At 68.6% G+C, this 17,495-nt stretch carries 18 protein-coding genes; 7 read left to right on the top strand and 11 right to left on the bottom strand.

The annotated features are described in order from the left end of the window. Nucleotides 1-127 precede the first annotated feature (127 nt). Complete coding sequence (locus tag WDM91_09755; protein MEI9994866.1) at nucleotides 128-2,704, top strand: ligase-associated DNA damage response DEXH box helicase; 2,577 nt, start codon at nucleotides 128-130, stop codon at nucleotides 2,702-2,704. 219 nt (nucleotides 2,705-2,923) lie between these two features. Continuing rightward, nucleotides 2,924-3,613: a ligase-associated DNA damage response endonuclease PdeM gene (gene pdeM, locus WDM91_09750; GenBank protein ID MEI9994865.1), complete on the top strand. Its 690-nt coding sequence runs from the start codon at nucleotides 2,924-2,926 to the stop codon at nucleotides 3,611-3,613. A 160-nt stretch (nucleotides 3,614-3,773) separates the two neighbouring features. Here the strand turns inward: pdeM and WDM91_09745 are convergent, their stop codons facing one another. The 10 genes from WDM91_09745 to WDM91_09700 form a co-directional block, all read right to left on the bottom strand. Continuing rightward, complete coding sequence (locus tag WDM91_09745) at nucleotides 3,774-4,523, bottom strand: TIGR02186 family protein (GenBank protein MEI9994864.1); 750 nt, start codon at nucleotides 4,521-4,523, stop codon at nucleotides 3,774-3,776. Then, entirely contained in the window at nucleotides 4,520-5,437 is a 918-nt protein-coding gene (locus tag WDM91_09740) for a sulfite exporter TauE/SafE family protein (protein ID MEI9994863.1), read from the bottom strand. The genes WDM91_09745 and WDM91_09740 overlap by 4 nt, the downstream gene beginning before the upstream one ends. Before the next feature lie 198 nt (nucleotides 5,438-5,635). After that, nucleotides 5,636-7,969, bottom strand: coding sequence for a hypothetical protein (locus tag WDM91_09735; GenBank protein ID MEI9994862.1), 2,334 nt, complete (start codon nucleotides 7,967-7,969; stop codon nucleotides 5,636-5,638). Between the two features lie 292 nt (nucleotides 7,970-8,261). Next, nucleotides 8,262-8,612, bottom strand: a complete 351-nt coding sequence (locus tag WDM91_09730; protein MEI9994861.1) for a DUF962 domain-containing protein — start codon at nucleotides 8,610-8,612, stop codon at nucleotides 8,262-8,264. After that, complete coding sequence (locus WDM91_09725) at nucleotides 8,612-9,274, bottom strand: CAP domain-containing protein (GenBank protein ID MEI9994860.1); 663 nt, start codon at nucleotides 9,272-9,274, stop codon at nucleotides 8,612-8,614. The genes WDM91_09730 and WDM91_09725 overlap by 1 nt, the downstream gene beginning before the upstream one ends. 2 nt (nucleotides 9,275-9,276) lie before the next feature. Further along, nucleotides 9,277-10,482, bottom strand: coding sequence for an acetyl-CoA C-acyltransferase (locus WDM91_09720; GenBank protein ID MEI9994859.1), 1,206 nt, complete (start codon nucleotides 10,480-10,482; stop codon nucleotides 9,277-9,279). Between the two features lie 62 nt (nucleotides 10,483-10,544). Next, complete coding sequence (locus WDM91_09715) at nucleotides 10,545-11,213, bottom strand: SdpI family protein (GenBank protein MEI9994858.1); 669 nt, start codon at nucleotides 11,211-11,213, stop codon at nucleotides 10,545-10,547. Then, nucleotides 11,210-11,491 carry an autorepressor SdpR family transcription factor gene (locus tag WDM91_09710; GenBank protein MEI9994857.1) on the bottom strand — a complete coding sequence of 94 codons (282 nt, stop codon included), beginning with the start codon at nucleotides 11,489-11,491 and terminating at the stop codon, nucleotides 11,210-11,212. The genes WDM91_09715 and WDM91_09710 overlap by 4 nt, the downstream gene beginning before the upstream one ends. Before the next feature lie 230 nt (nucleotides 11,492-11,721). Next, complete coding sequence (locus WDM91_09705; GenBank protein ID MEI9994856.1) at nucleotides 11,722-12,276, bottom strand: hypothetical protein; 555 nt, start codon at nucleotides 12,274-12,276, stop codon at nucleotides 11,722-11,724. A gap of 59 nt (nucleotides 12,277-12,335) precedes the next feature. After that, nucleotides 12,336-13,619: a tetratricopeptide repeat protein gene (locus WDM91_09700; GenBank protein ID MEI9994855.1), complete on the bottom strand. Its 1,284-nt coding sequence runs from the start codon at nucleotides 13,617-13,619 to the stop codon at nucleotides 12,336-12,338. Between the two features lie 174 nt (nucleotides 13,620-13,793). Here WDM91_09700 and WDM91_09695 point away from each other — a divergent pair, with 174 nt between their 5' ends. Together WDM91_09695 and WDM91_09690 are read left to right on the top strand one after the other, a co-directional pair. After that, nucleotides 13,794-14,204: a PaaI family thioesterase gene (locus WDM91_09695; GenBank protein ID MEI9994854.1), complete on the top strand. Its 411-nt coding sequence runs from the start codon at nucleotides 13,794-13,796 to the stop codon at nucleotides 14,202-14,204. A 2-nt stretch (nucleotides 14,205-14,206) separates the two neighbouring features. Next, complete coding sequence (locus WDM91_09690; protein MEI9994853.1) at nucleotides 14,207-14,617, top strand: PaaI family thioesterase; 411 nt, start codon at nucleotides 14,207-14,209, stop codon at nucleotides 14,615-14,617. Here WDM91_09690 and WDM91_09685 read toward each other — a convergent pair. Beyond that, entirely contained in the window at nucleotides 14,614-15,207 is a 594-nt protein-coding gene (locus WDM91_09685; GenBank protein MEI9994852.1) for a TetR family transcriptional regulator, read from the bottom strand. The genes WDM91_09690 and WDM91_09685 overlap by 4 nt on opposite strands. A gap of 103 nt (nucleotides 15,208-15,310) precedes the next feature. On the opposite strand from WDM91_09685, the gene WDM91_09680 reads away from it, so the two are divergent. The 3 genes from WDM91_09680 (at nucleotide 15,311) to WDM91_09670 (ending at nucleotide 17,469) form a co-directional block, all read left to right on the top strand. Beyond that, complete coding sequence (locus WDM91_09680; protein MEI9994851.1) at nucleotides 15,311-15,760, top strand: nuclear transport factor 2 family protein; 450 nt, start codon at nucleotides 15,311-15,313, stop codon at nucleotides 15,758-15,760. Continuing rightward, the gene (locus WDM91_09675; GenBank protein ID MEI9994850.1) at nucleotides 15,757-16,572 is read left to right on the top strand and encodes a hypothetical protein; all 816 of its coding nucleotides are present in this window, start codon (nucleotides 15,757-15,759) and stop codon (nucleotides 16,570-16,572) included. The genes WDM91_09680 and WDM91_09675 overlap by 4 nt, the downstream gene beginning before the upstream one ends. A gap of 75 nt (nucleotides 16,573-16,647) precedes the next feature. Next, complete coding sequence (locus WDM91_09670) at nucleotides 16,648-17,469, top strand: SDR family oxidoreductase (protein MEI9994849.1); 822 nt, start codon at nucleotides 16,648-16,650, stop codon at nucleotides 17,467-17,469. The last annotated feature ends 26 nt before the right edge of the window (nucleotides 17,470-17,495 follow it).

Below are 17,495 nucleotides of genomic sequence, written 5' to 3'. Positions count from 1 at the left end.
TCTGTTCCTCCGGAAATCTTTGAGGCAGAGTAGGGGTGATGAAGCCCGAAAAGCAAAAATGACGGCGCGGAAGCTGAAAATCAGGTCCTCCACCGCGATAGCGGGGGAGGGGGACCATCGCGTAGCGATGGTGGAGGGGGCAGCCACGGAGCTGGCCCCCTCCGTCTTGGCGCTGGCGCGCCAAGCCACCTCCCCCGCTTGCGCGGTGGAGGAGCAGGTTGTCGCTGCGCTCCCTGCCGTCTTCTCCGACTGGTTCGCGTCGCGCGGCTGGCAGATTCGGCCGCACCAATCGGCGCTGATCGAACATGCGCAACGCGGCGAGTCCGTGCTGCTGGTGGCGCCGACCGGCGGCGGCAAGACGCTGGCGGGGTTCCTGCCCAGCCTGATCGACCTGGCGAACCGGCCGCGCCGGCGGGTGAGCGCGTTGCATACGCTCTATATCTCGCCGCTGAAGGCGCTGGCGGTCGATGTCGCGCGCAATCTCGAGGCGCCGGTGGCCGAGATGGGGCTGCCGATCCGGGTCGAGACCCGCACCGGCGATACCTCGGTGTCGAAACGCCAGCGCCAGCGGCACGCGCCGCCGGACATCCTGCTGACCACGCCGGAGCAGCTTGCGCTGCTGATCTCCAATCCCGGCGCCAGTCTGATGTTCGCGGACCTCAAGACCGTGGTGCTGGACGAGCTGCACGCCATGCACAATTCCAAGCGCGGCGATTTGTTGGCGCTGGGGTTGGCGCGGCTGCAGACGCTGGCGCCCGGCCATCGCCGCGTCGGGCTCTCCGCCACCGTCGCGGATCCGGCGCCGCTGCAGCGCTATCTGATGCCGCAGCCCCCCGCGGGCGAAGCCCGCCAACCGTCAACGGAGGGCGAGGCGAAATCGGCGCTGGTGCTGGGCCAGGCGGGGGCGAGGCCGCAGATCGAGATCAGCACCTCGGATTCCTATGTCCCCTGGGCCGGGCATCTGGCGCGCCACGCGATGATCGACATCATGGATGCGATCAAGAGCGCGAAGACCGCGCTGGTCTTCGTCAACACGCGCAGTCAGGCGGAGCGCACCTTCCAGGAATTGTGGCGGATCAATTCCGACAATCTCGCCATCGCGCTGCATCATGGATCGCTGGCGCCGGCGCAGCGCCGCAAGGTCGAGGCCGCGATGACGCGCGGCGCGCTGCGGGCGGTGGTCTGCACCTCGACGCTCGACCTCGGCATCGACTGGGGCGCGGTGGACAAGGTGATCTGCGTCGGGGCGCCCAAGGGCGCGGCGCGCCTGGTGCAGCGCATCGGCCGCGCCAATCATCGGCTGGACGAGCCGAGCCAGGCGCTGCTGGTGCCGGCCAACCGCTTCGAGGTGCTCGAATGCAACGCGGCGCGCGACGCGGTGCTGGCCGGCGAGCTCGACGGCGAGCGGCTGAAGCGCGGCGGGATCGACGTACTGGCGCAGCATGTGCTGGGCACCGCGTGCAGCAAGCCGTTCGATGCGACCAAGCTGTTCGAGGAGGTGCGCTCGGCGTCGCCCTATACGCATCTGGTGCGTGAGGATTTCGACAAGATCGTGGATTTCGTCGCCACCGGCGGCTATGCGCTGAAGCGCTATGACCGTTATGCGCGGCTGCGCCAGACGCCCGAAGGGCTGTGGCGCTTGTCCCATCCGCGGCTGGCGCAGCAATACCGCATGAATGTCGGCGTGATCGTGGAAGATCCCATGATCGACATAAGGCTGCAGGCCAAGGGCCGTCCCACCGGCGCGGGCGGCCGCGTGCTCGGCCAGCTTGAGGAGTATTTCGCCGAGCAGCTGACGCCGGGCGACACCTTCGTGTTCTCCGGCCACGTGCTGCGCTTCGAGGGCATGCGCGAGGACGGCGCCTATGTGTCGAAGACGCATGAGGCGGAGGCGCAGATCCCATCCTACAATGGCGGCAAGTTCCCGCTCTCGACCTTCCTCGCAGAGCGCGTGCGCCAGATGGTGTCGAACCCGGAGAGTTGGGCGCATCTGCCCGATCCGGTGCGCGAATGGCTGCGCATCCAGGAATTGCGCTCGGTGATCCCCAAGCCCGGCCAGTTGCTGGTCGAGACCTTTCCGCGGGGATCGAAAGAATATCTCGTCTGCTATCCGTTCGAGGGGCGCCTCGCGCACCAGACGCTGGGCATGCTGCTGACTCGGCGGCTCGAAAGATTGCGGCTGCGTCCGCTGGGCTTTGTCGCCAACGAATATGCGCTGGCGGTGTGGGCGCTGCGCGACATGGGCGGGGCCGACATGGCTGCGCTGTTCTCCGAGGATATGCTGGGCGACGACCTCGACGCCTGGCTGGCGGAATCGGCGCTCTACAAGCGCACCTTCCGGACCTGCGCGATCATCTCGGGCTTGATCGAGCGGCGGCTGCCGCGCGGCGGGGAGAAGACCGGGCGCCAAGTCACGTTCTCCTCCGACCTGATCTACGACGTGCTGCGCGAGCACGAGCCCGATCATGTGCTGCTGCGTGCCACATACGAGGACGCGGGTTCCGGCTTGCTCGACATCGCCCGGCTGGGCGATATGTTGCAGCGGGTGCGGGGCCGGATCGTGACGCGGCGGCTGGAACGCGTCTCGCCGCTGGCGGTGCCGGCGCTGCTGGAGATTGCGAAGGAGATGGTGGCCGGCGAGGCGCATGAGGATATCCTGCGCGAAGCCGAGGAGTCGCTGATCGCGGATGCGATGCGGATATAGGGATAAACCCTCCCGTGAACGGGACGGTTTGGAGTCTGTTGTGATCGGTTTGAATCACGACTGTCATCCCGGCCAAGCGATGCGTCAGCATCGCGCTGAGCCGGGACCCATTGTGCAAGCGGCTCAGTGGGTCCCGGCTCTCCCCCGGCTCAAGGCCGGGGTCGGCCGGGATGACATCTTGCGTAAGATTGATCGCACCTTGTTCTAGATTGGGAATCGATGTCGGACGATCTTCATGCCGAGGTGAACGGCGAGACGCTGATGCTCGACTGCGCGGGCGCGCTGTGGTGGCCGGCGGAGCGCACCCTCGTCTTCTCCGACATCCATTTCGAGAAGGGCTCGTCGCTGGCGCGGCGCGGCGCCCTGCTGCCGCCTTACGACACACGCACCACCTTGAAGCGCATGGCGATGCTGATCGGCCGCTATGCGCCGGCGCGGGTAATCGCGCTGGGCGACTCGTTCCACGACCGCGAGGCGGCGGACCGGCTGGATGCGGAGGAGCGCGCCGTGCTCGCCGGGTTCGTCGGCGGCCGCGACTGGGTGTGGATCGAAGGCAATCACGACCCGCAGCCGCCGGCCTGGCTCGGCGGCACGGTGACGGCGGAGATCGCGATCGGCGGTCTCGTCTTCCGGCACGAGCCGTCGGACGAACCGCAGCCGGGCGAGATCGCGGGTCATCTGCACCCTTGCGCGACGGTCACGCTGCGTGGCCGCAGCCTGCGCCGCCGCTGCTTCGCCTCCGACGGCACGCGGCTGGTGATGCCCGCCTTCGGCGCCTATGCCGGCGGCCTCGACGTGCGCGATGTCGCGATCGCGACGCTGTTCGGCGGCGCCTTCGCGGCCTACATGCTGGGCGGGCGGCGGGTCTATGCGGTCGCGGCGCGGGGCAGGCCGCGGATTGCGCTTTGAAGCATCCCTTGTCATCCCCGGCCGAGCGATGCGTTAGCATCGCGAAGGGAAAGGGGACCCAGGCGGGAAATGCCGTGACGGTATTTGCCATCTGGGTCCCCTTCCCCTCGCAGCGCTTCGCGCTGCTCGGCCGGGGATGACAAGGGAGGCATGGCGGACCTCACTCGTTCCGCCTGAACACCACCGAGCTCAGCCAGCCCAGCACCATCGCCATCAGCACCGTCGCGACGCCGTAGGACAAGGGCTCGTTGTGCGCGAAATTGTAGAGCCGGCGCTCGAGGCCGGTCTGGTCGATGAACAGCGGCGTCGACTGGGCGCTGATCACGTTCCCGTCGCGGAAGAGATAGACCTCGGCGTTGTACTGTCCGCGCGGCACCGTCGCCGGCACCGGCACGCGGGCGCGGAACAGGGTGGGGCTCAGCATCTCGACGCCCTCGGCCGTCTCGCCATAGAGCCCGTCCTGCCGCTTGTGGCGGATCAGCGCCAGGCGGAACGGTTCGGGATCGTGATGGCTGTCGGCGCGCTCCGGCACGATGTTGTTCAGGCCGATGGCATAGCGCTCCAGCGTGGTGCGCGCCGCGATGCGGTCCGGCGGCCGTGTGCTGGCGATGAAATAGTAGGACGGCATGCCGGACAGCTTGGCCTGGTCGCGGTTGATCCAGATGCCGCCGACCCATTGCTTTTCGCGCACCGTCATGTCGGCGTCCGGCCCGCGGACCACGACCACGACGTCGTTCGCGCCGGTGTCCTCGGGATGCTCGATGGCGCCGAACACCACGATGTCGGTGCCGGTGTAGTTGGAGGTGATCTCCACCGTGTCCTGCGACAGGCCGGAGACGAGGTCTTCGGTCGCCGCCGCGGGCGCGAGGCTGAGCGCGATCGCCGCAAGAAGTCCCAGCCGCCGCCTCACCGCATCACCGTCGCGACGGAGAACAGGTCGTCGGGCTTGAGCACCAGGCCGAGCAGGAGGCGGGCTGCGACCGCCAGCACCAGCAGCGCCAGCAGCAGGCGAAGCTGCTCGCCGCGCAGCCGCTCGCCGACCCGCACACCGAACTGCGCCCCGACCACGCCGCCCAGGATCAGGAACAGCGCCAGCATGATGTCGACGGAGTAGTTGCTGGTCGCCTGCAGGATCGTGGTCGCGGCGGTCACGATGATGATCTGGAACAGCGAGGTGCCCATCACGACATTGGTCGGCATGCGCAGGATGTAGATCATCGCCGGCACGATCACGAAGCCGCCGCCGACGCCCATGATGGCAGAGAGCACGCCGACGAACACGCCGATGATCAGCGGCGGGATCACGCTGATGAAGAGCCGCGACTCGCGGAAGCGCATCTTGAAGGGCAGGCTGCGCATCCACTGGCCCTGGCCCAGCCGGCGCGGCGGCGGCGCTCCGCCGCGCGCGGCGCGCAGCGCGCCCAGGCTCTCGTTCAGCATCAGCCCGCCGACCGTCCCCAGCAGCAGCACGTAGCTCGACGACACCAGCAGGTCCATCTGGCCGTAGCGCCGCATCACCGCGAACAGCCAGACGCCGAACGTCGTGCCGGCGAGGCCGCCCGCCGCCATGACGAGGCCCATGCGCAGGTCGAGCGCGCGCTTGCGCCACTGGGTCAGGGCGCCCGAGATCGACGACGCGGTGATGTGGCTGGCCGTGGTCGCGACCGCGACCTCGGCGGGCACGCCGTAGAAGATCAGCATCGGGGTCAGCAGGAAACCGCCGCCGACGCCGAACAGGCCGGAGAGGAATCCGATCGCCCCGCCCATGCCCAGCACGATCAGCCAATGGACCGACATCTCGGCGACGGGCAGATAGATTTCCATCTAAACGCGCGGATCACGGGAAAAATGCGAATCGAATGTGCGCGCGCAGGCCCGAGGGGTCAACCGCGCAGAGCCGCTGCGCCGCGCTTTACTCCAATGGAGGGGAGACGGCCCTCGTCCTTCGACACGCTCAGGATGAGGGCCAATTCACAACCTTCATCCTGAGCTTGTCGAAGGATGGATGGCAGATGCGAAGGTCTACCCCGCCACGTCGCCCATCTGCGGCGCGACATTGGCGCGGGGGTCGAGGGCCTGCGGCTTGAAGCTCTCCGCCGCGTGCTGCGCCGCCGCCTTGTCGTCGGCGGTGAGCTGGCTGCCCAGCGCGTCGACCCGCGCCTTGGATTCGTTGTCGCCGCTGGCCGCTGCGATCGAATACCATTTGAAGGCATCGGGCAGGCTTTGCGGCACGCCCAGGCCGCGCTCATAGAGCACGGCGAGGTTGAATTCCGAATCCGCCAGGCCGAGCGCTGCGGCCTTGGAGAACCAGCGCGCCGCCTCCGCGAGGTTCTTGGTCGTGCCGGTGCCCGAGGCATAGGCGACGGCGAGATTGTGCATCGCCTTGCGATTACCGGCCTGGGCCGCGAGCTGGTACCAGTGCACCGCGCGCGCCGTATCGGCGGGAACGCCGCGGCCGCGCTCATACATCGTGCCGAGACGATATTGCGCCACGGCAAGGCCCTGCTCGGCGGCGCGCTCCAGCCATTTGGCGGCATCGGCTTCGTTCACCGTCACGCCGTCGCCGTCGAGATATTTGAGGCCGACCACCAGCTCCGCCTTGGCGTTGCCGGCGGTGGCGAGCTGGGTGAGCTTGTCGAGCGGGGTCAGCGCGGCGGCCGGTTGCGGCTTGATCGCGGCGGCCGGCGGCGCAGGAGCGGCCGCAGCGGGAGCGACGACCTGCGGCGCATGCACGGGCGCGGACTTGATGGTGTGCGGCTGCAGCGGCGTCAGAGCCGGCGCCGGCGTCGCGGCGACATCGCTGCCGCTGGACGAGGGCAGCAGATCGGCGGCCGGGCGGGTCGGCAGCGGCGCCACGGCGTCGGCCTTCTTCGGGAACAGCAGGCTGACGGTGCGGGTGGAGTTGGAGTTCAGCGTATGGCTCAGCAGCACGCCGGCCGCGATCGCGAAGACCGCGAGCAGCGCGATGATCACGATCCAGACATAGTTGCGTGAGGCCGGCTTCTCCTCGGCGGGAATGGCGGCGGCGGCGCCCCAGGAGAATCCGCCCATGCGGCCGCCGCGTTCGGTGTCGGCCTGGGCCGCGGCGGCGCGCGCGGAGCGGCGCGCAGCGGAGAGATAGTTGTCGGGCTCGGAGACCAGCGGCGGCGGCGCGAAGGGATCGGCGGCGAAGACGCTTTCCGCGCCGAACGGCGTGGCCGGAGCATCGAAGCCCGGTGCGGCGGCGAAGGGATCGGCACTCTGCTGGAAGGGGCCGGCCGGCGCCATCTCGGGGAAGGGCGGCGCGTCGAAGCTCTGGTGCAGCGGCGGCGGCGCGAAAGGCGACGGCGTGCTCGACAGCGTGTGCAGCGCCGGCTCGGGCGCGGCGGCGCGGTTCGCCGTCTCGCTGATCGCGGCGCGCAATTCGGCGACCTGGTCGCGCTGACGCGCTTCGGCGGCCTCGATACGCTGGGCGAGGCGCTTGATGTTGTCTTCGACGGCGTCGTTGGAGGCCGGCGAGTCGAAGCGGCCGACGATGTCGGTGAGGCTGCGCTCGATGCCGGAGAGGCGGCGGTCGATCGCGGGATCCGGCGCGCGCGTCTCGATGCGCGAGACATTGTCTTCGAGGCGCGAGATGGCGCCGGCGGTCTCGGCATCGCGGCGCAGCGCGGCCGCTTCCTCGTCCTTGCGCGCTTCGATGCTGTGCACCGCATGGGTGAGCACGTCGTTGCTCGCCTGGGCAGCGCGCTCGACCGCGCGCAGGCGCTCGTCGAGGGCGGAGACCAGCGCCAGGCGCTGGTCGACATGCGCCACCTTGGAGTCGATCTGGGTCACGCGCTGCTCGATGCCGCGCACCGCGGCCTCGCTCTCGTTGCGCGCCTCGGCGAGGCGGCCGGCGAGCGCTTCGAGATTGCCCGCGAGCTGCGAGATCTGCGTCGCGGACTGGTTGGCGGTGGTGGCGATCTGGTCGGCGAGGCGCGACAGGCCCTGGTGCAGGCCCTTCACCGCATCGCGGGTGCCGTCGCTGGCGCCGGCACGTTCGAGCCGCTCGAGACGGTCGGCGAGGGTCACCACGCTGCCGCCGAGCTGGTCGAAGGCCTGGGCCTGCTCGCGTGCGACGACGTTGATCTCCGATGCCGCCTTGCTCATGGCGCGGTTGTTCTCGGACTGGCTGCGTTCGGTGGATTCGAGGCGGCGCGCGACGTTGCGCAACTGCTCCTCGATGCGGCGATAGACGTCCTGCGCTTCGCTCTCGCTGCGCGCGACGTGCGCGAGCATGTCCTCGGTGTCGCGGCGGGTCGCGCCGAGGCGCGGTGCTTCGGCATGGCCGGCATAGCCATTGCCGTTGGACGACCAGTGTTCACGCGCGGGTGTCATATCGTCCGGCCCATCGGAAAAGCTGCGGAGTATCCTCCGGGTCATCCATTCGCCGACTGACAGACCTTCGCGGCGTGCTGCGGCTCTTGCCGCCTCGCGCGCCTCGGGCGGGATACCCGCCACGTTCCAGGGAATGTCAGGCCGCATTTCGACTCACTTAGCACCGCACACGCTAGGATAAGTACCGGTGTCAAGATGTAGTGTAAAGAATGGTTGTGTACCCGTTGGGCAGCGGTCACTCCGAAGCACCGTTGCTCACCGATCAATTTCGCCGATCAGCGTTAATGTCGGGTTAGCGACCGACGCCGGCTTCGTGCAGCTCGGCCTCGAGATGGCCGGTGGCCCAGGACCACGCCATCCGGAAGTCGGAAACGAGCGACCAGACCGGATAGGTGAAGGTCGCCGGCCGGTTCTTCTCGACGAAGAAATGCGCGATCCAGGCCGGTCCATAGCCCGCGACAAGGGCGATCAGCGCGAGCAGCGGCCGGCCCAGCACGATCGCGCCAACGATGCTGGCGAGCGCCAGACCGGTGCCGAAGAAATGCAGATTGCGGGTCGCGGGCCTGGCATGTTCCTGCAGGTAATAGGGCCAGAACTCCGTATAAGTCCGGATCGGGCGGTTGGTCGGGCCGGCGCCGGTCATCAATTCACCCCTTCGCTTCCGCGCAGCAGCGGCTTGGGCTTGGGTTCGGGCATCGCGTCCTTGCCGGCCCTGGCGCTCGGCACGGGCGTGACCACGGCCGGCGGCGCGTCGTCCTGGTGCGGTCCCATGCCCAGATCGGTGGAGAAGAGCTGGGTCACATAGACCGTGTCGCCGTTCACCGCTGCGCCCACGCCGGTGCGATTGTAGTCGGCGAAGGCGAGATTCTCCTTGTGCGGCGCGCTCTTGAGCCAGGTGTCGACGAATTTGCGCGCGAAGCCCTCCACGTCGACGCCCAGCGCGGGCGTGTAATGCAGCGCCGCCATGTTCTCGCCGAGGATGCCCTGGAAATGCGGATCCTCCGCCGTCAGCAGCGAGCCCGAGGTGTCGCCATTGGGTGCGGTATGGGCGAAATAGTTCTTCGCCGCCATGTCGGCGGCGCGCTGACGCGCGATGCCCGACAGCTCGGGATCGATCATCAGCGGCTTGGCATTGGGATCGATGCGCGCGCGCGCGTCGGCGATCAGGACGGCGATGCGCTGCTCCAGCGCGGGCATCAGGGTGCGCGGATCGGGCGGCGGTGGCGCGGGCGGCTGCACCACGGACTCGAATGTCGAGCAGCCCGCCAGAAGGACGAGGACGACGAAGGGGGCGAGCCGGCGCATGCCTATGGCAGGATCTCGAACAGCCCGGCCGCGCCCATGCCGCCGCCGATGCACATGGTGACGACGCCGAACTTGGCCTTGCGCCGCCGCCCCTCGAGCAGCAGGTGCCCCGTCATGCGGGCGCCCGACATGCCATAAGGATGCCCGATGGAGATCGCGCCGCCATCGACGTTGCACTTGTCGTGCGGGATGCCGAGCGTGTCCATGCAATAGAGCGTCTGGCTCGCGAAAGCCTCGTTGAGCTCCCACAGGTCGATATCCGCGACCTTGAGGCCGTGACGGTTCAGCAGGCGCGGCACGGCGAGCACGGGGCCGATGCCCATCTCGTCCGGCTCGCAGCCCGCCACCGCGAAGCCCCGGAAAATACCGAGCGGCGCGATGCCGCGCCTGGCGGCCTCCGCGCCGTCCATCACGACGACGGCGGCCGCACCGTCGGCGAATTGCGAGGCGTTGCCGGCGGTGACGTATTTGCCGTCCTTGACCTGCTGGCCGCCGCTGAACACCGGCTTGAGTGCCTGGAGGCCGGCCAGCGTGGTGTCGGGCCGATTGCTCTCGTCATGGTCCACCGTGACGTCGACGACGCTTTCGGTCCCCGTCGTGCGGTCGAGCTTCTTCATCTTGGTCGCCAGCGGCACGATCTCGTCCTTGAACTTGCCCGCCTGCTGCGCGGCGGCGGTGCGGCGCTGGCTTTCCAGCGAATATTCGTCCTGGCGCTCGCGGCTGACCTGGTAGCGCTCGGCGACGATCTCGGCCGTCTCGATCATCGCCATCCACAGCGCCGGCTTCACCTGCATCAGGTGCTCTTCGGTGAAGTGGTTGAGGTTCATGCCGCCCATCTGCACCAGGCTGATGGACTCGACGCCGCCGCCGACTGCGACGGGCGTGCCCTCGGTCATGATCTGCTGCGCCGCCATCGCGATGGCGTTGAGGCCGGAGGAGCAGAAGCGGTTGATCGTGACGCCCGCGGTCGACACCGGGCAGCCGGCCCAGATCGCGCTGGCGCGGGCGATGTTGTTGCCGGTGGCGCCTTCGGGCAGGGCGCAGCCGAGATAGACGTCCTCGACCTCGGCGGGATCGATCCCGGCCCGCGCGATGGCGTTCTTGACGGCGTGGCCGCCCATCGTCGCGCCATGGGTCAGGTTGAAGCCGCCGCGCACGGATTTGGCGAGGCCGGTCCGCGCGGTGGAAACGATGACGGCGTCTTTCATGGAGCGCTCCGTGAGGGCAAGGCGCGCGAACCTAGCCTTTCACGCCGCGCGGGGCAAAGCGCTCAGGGCTGCGGGCTCCGCTCGGGGTCGCGGCGCCAATAGACATAGGATGCCACGATGCTCAGCACGATGGCCGCCGCGATCGCGGTGAGGAAGACGTGCGACGCTTCGCGCCCCGGCAGGGCGACGGCCGCCGCGAAGCCGACCGCGCCGGCGGCGACGAACATCTTGCCCGCCAGGCTGTTCGTGCGCTGCCAGGAATATTCGCTCGACAGCGTCCAGGGGGTGCGGACGCCGCCGAGGAACATCGACCGCGTCTTGCCCATGTAATTGCCGATCACGATCAGCAGCAGGCACACGGCCGCGAGGATCACGCTGCCGACGCGCAGGCCGGCATGCAGCGCGGCATAGAGCGCGACGCCATGCGTCAGCGCGAGCAGGAGGATCGCGCCGGTCCAGGCGGCGCGGTAGAACTTGCTGCTGGCGACAAGGTTGAGACGCCGGGGCTCGATCGCGGGGATTCCCCAGAACACTATCGTGATCAGCGCGGTCATGAACGGGATCACGAACAGCGCGTAGCGGCCATGGGCGAAGCCGTCGGCCTGGCCATCGATGCCCCAATGGATCGGGATCGGTGTGCCGGGCGGCAACTGGAACCAGGCCCAGGCGCTGGTGGCCAGCATGACGGCGAAGACGGCGGCGCTGACGACGAGAGGCGTGCGGCTGTTCATGTCTTCGACTCCTTCGCGCCGCGCAGGCCGGCCAGGTCCATCATGGCGGCGGCGGCTTCTTCCAGGACGCTCATGTTCACGCGGTAGAGGATGGTGGTGCCCTGGCGCTCGGCGCTGACGAGGTCGGCGGCCTTCAGCACCGCGAAATGACCCGACAGGGTGGGCTTGGCGAGATCGAACCGGTCCGCCAGCTCGCCGGCGCTCATCGCACGCCGGCGCAGCAGCTTGAGGATCTTGCGGCGGACCGGATGCGCCAGGGCGTCGAACACGTCGCTCATATTTCGGTATTTAGGGAAATAGCGAAATATAGTCAAGCGGGGTGCCGGAGCGGACGTGTTCAACGCATGCGTCTCGGGTGTCATCCCGGCCGAGCGCAGCGAGAGCCGGGACCCATCGAGACGCAGGGCGCCATGGGTCCCGGCTCGGCGCGATGCTGGTGCATCGCTTGGCCGGGATGACAGAGGAGGAGATCAATCGAAATGCAATTCGAGTTGGAGACCCTTCCGCGTCACTCCGGCGCGGCGCCGCCATGGCTGCGCAGATAGGCCGGATATCGGAGGCTGAAGGTCAGCGCCGCGGCCAGCGCGACAAGGCCCGCGACCACCGCCCAGGTGAGGGAGATCGCGCCCGCCAGCGTCGCGGCCGCGTCGGCCGCCGTCATCACCGCCAGCGCCGCCGCCCAGACGCCGCTGAGCACGTAGTTGGAACGCACGAAACCCGGCGCCTCCCATTGCTCGCGCGGGATCTGCTCGCGGGAATATTGCAGCGTGAAGGGCGCGCGGCGCAGCAGCGAGCCCAGCGCGAGCAGCAGCAGGGCGCCGTCCACCGTCAGCAGCACCGTGCCGAAGGACAATCCGGGCTGGAGGAAGCCCTTGTAGAGCGCGAGCAGGCCGAACAGCAGCGTGTTGCCCGCATCCAGGGTCTTGAGCACCTGGGTGTCGAGGAAGGAGCGGATGGTGAGCGTGAAGGCGGCGGCGAATGCGGCCCACAGCGCCAGGTCCACCGACTCGCGCATCAGAAGATCGAACAGGATGAACGGCACGAAGCCGAGCACCAGGGTCATGGCGGGACCTGGACAGGAAAGCGCCGGAGCGGTGGGCCGCTCCGGCGCGTTTCAGGACGTCACTTCGCCGGCGTGGCGGCGGCGTATTTGCGGTTGGCGAAGAGCAGCCAGAGATGCTGCGCTTTCGCGAAGCCGGGCGTCGGGTTGTGCAGCGCGTTGAACGCGGCGACCCCGCCGGCCGTGTCGCCCTGCAGGATCAGGGCTTCGCCGAGCACCATATTGGCCTCATTCGAGTCGGTCTTGGGACCGCCCTTGGTGAGGGCGCGGCGGGCCGCCTCGGCCGCGTCGGCATAGCGGCCATAACCGTAATAGGTCTCCGCCAGGCGCAGGTCGAAGTCGCCGGTCGCCGTCTTGCGGGCCAGCGCGTCGAACTGCTTGATGCTGGCGCGGTCGGTGTTGGCCCGGGCGCGCGCTTCGCTGATCTGGGCGGCGGTCTTGCCGCTCGCCTGCACCACGCCGGCGGCGATGCCGGCGTCGAGGAATGCCTCTGCCTCGACCGGATAGCCGGCCTGCAGCGCGATCGATGCGGGGATCGTGTAATCGTCCGCCTGGCCCTTGGCCTTGGCCGGCACGCGCAGGCGATAGATGTGCAGGCCTTCGAGGTTCTTGATGCCCTTGACGCCCAGCGAGGTGTCGATGAGCTGTCCCCACTCCTCGGCATCGTCGTAATAGGTGAGGCTCTTTTCGAGCGTCAGCATCGCGGCGTCCTGCTTGTTGGTCTTGAGCTGCGAGACGAACAGGATCTCGAACGCGGCCTGCGGCGGCGACGCGCCGGCCGGCGTCGTGTCGATCAGCTTCTGCGCCACCGCTTCGGCGTTCGCGTAATCGTTGCTGTAGTAATAAGCCTGTCCCAGGCTCGATAGCGCGACGGGATCCGGCGCGCCGCCCAGGGCGTTGAAGGCGCTCAGGTATTTGATGCCCTTGTCGTAATGCTTCTGCTCGGTCGTGAGCAGGCCGGCGATGCGCAGCGTCTGTGCCTTCTCCTCCGGCGTCACCTCGGCCAGGGAGGGCGAATCGGCCATCGCGATGTAGGCGGCCTCCGCCGTCGCATGATCGCCGGTCTTGATCGCGGCATTGGCGAGGAATTCGTTGATCTTGTAGGTGTCGAACGGCGTCTGGTCCGGCAGGGCCTGCGCCTGCTTGATGAGGCCGAGCGCGGTCTGCGGATCGTTCGCCTCCAGCGCCTTGGCGGCCGGCTGCAGCAGTTTGGCGACCGGCGCGCTCACGCTGGGTCCGGTGGGCTTGGCGGCATAGGCGGGCATCGCCGCGAAGGGCAGGGCGAAGCTTGTGGCGGCTCCCAACAGGCAAGCCGTCAGGGCGGCGCGGACGAAACGCATGGTCATGAAAGTCCTCACTTGGCTGGAAACCATCTGGGCTGGATACGGCGTGCGCTTGAGCGACCCCTCGCCTGACGCATCTTACTTATATCCCGAACTTTAGAGGGACCGCGCGACAAATCCAATGCGGCAAGGCGCGGATTGTTGCGATGCAGCGAGAAACCGCTTATCGCTTCGGCAATGAGCGAAATCCCTGAAGGCCTGCCCGCGGGCGCGGAAAACATATCGATCGGCGGCTTCAACCTCCATGCCGGACCGATATGGCGGCTGCCCGCCGACGGCGAGCTGCGGCGCTTCGCGCTGCCCATCCTGGCCAAGCACATGAACGGCTCGGGCAGCATCCATGGCGGCATGCTGATGACCTTCGCCGACATCTCGATGAGCCAGACCGCGCGCGCCGCGTCGGGTGCCGCGGGCTGCAGCACGGTCTCGCTGACCTGCGATTTCGTCGGGCCGGCCAGGCCGGGCGAGATCCTCGAGAGCCGCGTGCGGGTGACGCGGCTGACCCGCACCATGGTGTTCCTCTCCGCCGACATCGTCTGCGGCGCCCGGCCGGTGGCGGTGGCGACTGGTCTGTGGAAGATCGTCTGAGCATGGCCGCGCCCGTCCCGCCCGGATTCGCCGAGACCCATCTCGTCGATCCGTTCGAGGTCCATGTCGGGCCGCTCTACGAGCAGGGCGAGAAGGGCGCCAAGCGCTTCGGCTTCCGCGTCGCGGCGCGGCACGTCAACATGCGCGGCGTGGTGCATGGCGGCACGCTGATGACCTTCGCCGACGCGGCGCTCGGCCAGGCGGCATGGGATGCCTGCGACCGGGCCAATTGCGTGACGCTGAACATGCAGAGCCAGTTCCTCGCCCCCGCGCGCGAAGGCGACTGGATCGAATTCGCCCCGGTGCTGACGCGGCGGACCAAGGCGCTGCTGTTCCTGCGCGGCGATTTCACGGTCGACGGCGCGCCGATCTATTCGGTATCGAGCGTGTGGAAGATCCTGGGCGCGGATTAGGCGAGCGCGCCGCGCCAATATTCCGTCAACGCCTCCAGCAGCTCGGCATGGAAGCCCTGCGGGCGGGACGATTGCCACAAACCCCGCGTCAGGGCGTAGGTGCGCATCAGTATCCGCACGCCATGGCCGTCGGCCAGTTTCAGGGCGCTTTCGGCCAGCGCGCCCGTTTCACCCAGCGTGGCGAGGAACGCGGCCTTGAACGCCTTGAGTTTGGCCGGCTCGAGGTTTTTCTCGAGCACGCCATAGCCGAGCGCGTCGAGCCGCAGCAGCCCGGGATGGCTTTCCAGATGGCGGATGAAGGCTTTGAGAAACGCGGCGCTCTTCGCCGTCCGCGTGCCGCGCGTTCGCCCGAGCGTGCCGCCCACGTCCTGAAGCAGGGCGGCCCAGCCTTCGAGCAGCAGGGCCGCGAAAATCTCCTCCTTGGTTCGGAAATAGAGATAAACCGTGCCCTTTGCGATACCCGATTTCGCCGCGATCTGCGCCGCCGAGGGAAGGGTGCCGTCGCCGGAGAGGAAAAGCCGTCCGGCCGCGTCCAGGATCATCTGGCGGCGGCCCTGCTTGTCCTGCGGCGCGAGCGCGTGGCGTCCCATGGCGTCTTCTAGCGCCGGCGCCGTGGAATGACCAGCGGTCATTTTGATTGACCGCTGGTCATTTCATGGCTATGCAGGCGGCCGTACCGCAGGAGGCCGTCCCATGACAACCGACGACGAGATTCGCGTCCGAACCTTGCAGCTGGTCGGCGCCTACCAGACGCTCATGGCAAGGGGCGATTGGGACGCCTGGATCGATCTGTGGGCCGAAGACGGCGTCCTGGAATTTCCCTTCGCGCCGGCCGGCCGGCAGCCGATCTACTGCGGCAGGCCGGAGATCCTCGGCTATATGAAGGCGGCGGCAGGCAGGATCGCGATCGACGCCGTGGCGCGGGCCCGCGTCTTCCCGATGCACGATCCGGCGGTCGCGGTCGCGGAGGTCGCGATCAAGGGCCACGTGCTGCCGGGCGGCGCGCCATACGACCAGAGCTACGTACTGTTCTTCGAGACCAGCGATGGCAAGCTGGCGCGCTATCGCGAATACTGGAATCCGCTGGTCTCGATGGCCGCGTTCGGCGCGGACTGGGCAACCGGCTTCGGAACGCCGCGGTGAGCGTGGTCCTGGTCACGGGCGGCACCGGCAAGGTCGGCCGCCGGCTGGTGGCATCGTTGCGGGCCGGCGGCATCGCGCATCGCGTCGCCGCGCGCGCGACCGGCTTCGCTTGGAACGACGCCGGCACCTGGAGTGCCGCGCTCGATGACGTGTCGTCGGTCTATCTCATCGCGCCGACGCAGGCCGGCGATCCGTCGCCGGCGATGATCGCCTTCGCCCAGACCGCCATCGCCCTCGGCGTCCGGCGCGTTGTCCTACAGAGCGCCTCTCTGCTCGACGCCGACGGGCCGGCGATGGGACAGGTCCATCGATGGCTGCGGCACAATGCGCCGCAATGGGCGGTGCTGCGCCCGAGCTGGTTCATGCAGAACTTTTCGGAAGGCCCGCATCTGGCGACCATCCGCGGCGAGAACGCGATCTATTCCGCCACCGGCGACGGCCGCGTCCCCTTCATCGACGCGCGCGACATCGCCCGCTGCGCGCTGGCGGCGTTGACGAAAGCCGATGGCCCCAACGCGGATTTCGTGCTGACCGGCCCCCACACACTGTCTTACGACGACGTGGCGCGCAGCATCGGCGCGGCCGCCGGCCGTCATGTCGTTCATCGCCGCGTCGACGCGCAGGATCTGGCGGCGCGCCACATGGCCGCCGGGCTGTCGCCGCTGACGGCGCAGATCCTGGCGGGGATGGACGCCGCCATTGCGGGGGGTGCCGAGGACCGCGTCACCGGCGCGGTGGTCGCGCTGACCGGCGATCCGCCCGGCGATTTCGATGCGTTCGCGCATGCCGCGGCGTCGGCATGGCGCGATTAACGGAGCATTCACGCTAACGCCGCGTTTACCCGTCTGTGCCTAGATTGCAGGCATCAGGGGACGGAGGCTTTGCTCATGGGTCGGCACGACGCCGCCCTTTCCGGCGCGCAGGCGTCGACGATGTTCCGGCTCGACGGGCGGATCGCATTCGTCTCGGCGGCGCCCGGCCATCTGGGCCAGGCCATGACCCGTGCGCTCGCCGGCGCCGGCGCGCACGTGATCCTCAACGCGCGCGATGACGCCAAGCTTGCCGCCTTCGAGACCGAACTCGCCGCCGAAGGCCATTCGGTCGAGCGCGCCGCCTTCGACGTCGCCGACACCGCGGCGGCCCGCGCTTTCTTCGCGGCGCGCTCGCGCCTCGACATCCTGGTCAACAACGCCATCGCGATGACGCCCAAGCCGTTCGCCGCGCTGGAGCCCTCCGACTTCGCCGCGACCTATGCCTCCAGCGTTACCGCCGCCTTCGAGATGACGCGCGCCGCGCTTCCGGCGCTGCGCGCCGCCGCCTCCGCCGCCGGCGAGGCGAGTGTCGTCAACATCGCGTCCATGTATGCGCTGGTCTCGCCCGATGCGCGGATCTATGCCGAGCGCGGCGGCCAGAGCCCCTTTCACTACGGCCCCGCCAAGGCAGCGCTGCTCCAGCTCACCCGCCATCTTGCCGCCGAGCTCGGACCGGAAAACATTCGCGTGAACGCGCTGGTTCCCGGGCCCTTCCCGCGGCCCGCGATCCGGCAGGCCGATCCCGCTTTCGCCGCCCGTCTGGCCGCCCGCACCATGCTCGGCCGCCTCGGCGCGGCGGACGAGATCGCCGGGCCGCTGCTTTTCCTCGCCTCCCGCGCCTCGTCCTTCATGACCGGGCAGGCGCTGACCGTCGATGGCGGTTGGACCGCCTGGTGAGCTAAGAAGGAGGGGCAGCTTCGCAA

This window comes from Rhizomicrobium sp., from assembly GCA_037200385.1.
GTDB lineage: Bacteria > Pseudomonadota > Alphaproteobacteria > Micropepsales > Micropepsaceae > Rhizomicrobium.
This window is presented reverse-complemented; position numbering and strand designations above follow the sequence as displayed.

What these genes read in the sequence shown, in the direction of transcription:
- WDM91_09735 (MEI9994862.1), bottom strand. Translation starts at nt 7,969, where the DNA reads ATGACACCCGCGCGTGAACACTGGTCGTCCAACGGCAATGGCTATGCC.
- WDM91_09715 (MEI9994858.1), bottom strand. Translation starts at nt 11,213, where the DNA reads ATGAACAGCCGCACGCCTCTCGTCGTCAGCGCCGCCGTCTTCGCCGTC.
- WDM91_09705 (MEI9994856.1), bottom strand. Translation starts at nt 12,276, where the DNA reads ATGACCCTGGTGCTCGGCTTCGTGCCGTTCATCCTGTTCGATCTTCTG.
- WDM91_09740 (MEI9994863.1), bottom strand. Translation starts at nt 5,437, where the DNA reads ATGGAAATCTATCTGCCCGTCGCCGAGATGTCGGTCCATTGGCTGATC.
- WDM91_09690 (MEI9994853.1), top strand. Translation starts at nt 14,207, where the DNA reads ATGGCCGCGCCCGTCCCGCCCGGATTCGCCGAGACCCATCTCGTCGAT.
- WDM91_09670 (MEI9994849.1), top strand. Translation starts at nt 16,648, where the DNA reads ATGGGTCGGCACGACGCCGCCCTTTCCGGCGCGCAGGCGTCGACGATG.
- WDM91_09700 (MEI9994855.1), bottom strand. Translation starts at nt 13,619, where the DNA reads ATGACCATGCGTTTCGTCCGCGCCGCCCTGACGGCTTGCCTGTTGGGA.
- WDM91_09725 (MEI9994860.1), bottom strand. Translation starts at nt 9,274, where the DNA reads ATGCGCCGGCTCGCCCCCTTCGTCGTCCTCGTCCTTCTGGCGGGCTGC.
- WDM91_09720 (MEI9994859.1), bottom strand. Translation starts at nt 10,482, where the DNA reads ATGAAAGACGCCGTCATCGTTTCCACCGCGCGGACCGGCCTCGCCAAA.
- WDM91_09755 (MEI9994866.1), top strand. Translation starts at nt 128, where the DNA reads ATGGTGGAGGGGGCAGCCACGGAGCTGGCCCCCTCCGTCTTGGCGCTG.
- WDM91_09730 (MEI9994861.1), bottom strand. Translation starts at nt 8,612, where the DNA reads ATGACCGGCGCCGGCCCGACCAACCGCCCGATCCGGACTTATACGGAG.
- WDM91_09685 (MEI9994852.1), bottom strand. Translation starts at nt 15,207, where the DNA reads ATGGGACGCCACGCGCTCGCGCCGCAGGACAAGCAGGGCCGCCGCCAG.
- WDM91_09710 (MEI9994857.1), bottom strand. Translation starts at nt 11,491, where the DNA reads ATGAGCGACGTGTTCGACGCCCTGGCGCATCCGGTCCGCCGCAAGATC.
- WDM91_09680 (MEI9994851.1), top strand. Translation starts at nt 15,311, where the DNA reads ATGACAACCGACGACGAGATTCGCGTCCGAACCTTGCAGCTGGTCGGC.
- pdeM (MEI9994865.1), top strand. Translation starts at nt 2,924, where the DNA reads ATGTCGGACGATCTTCATGCCGAGGTGAACGGCGAGACGCTGATGCTC.
- WDM91_09695 (MEI9994854.1), top strand. Translation starts at nt 13,794, where the DNA reads ATGAGCGAAATCCCTGAAGGCCTGCCCGCGGGCGCGGAAAACATATCG.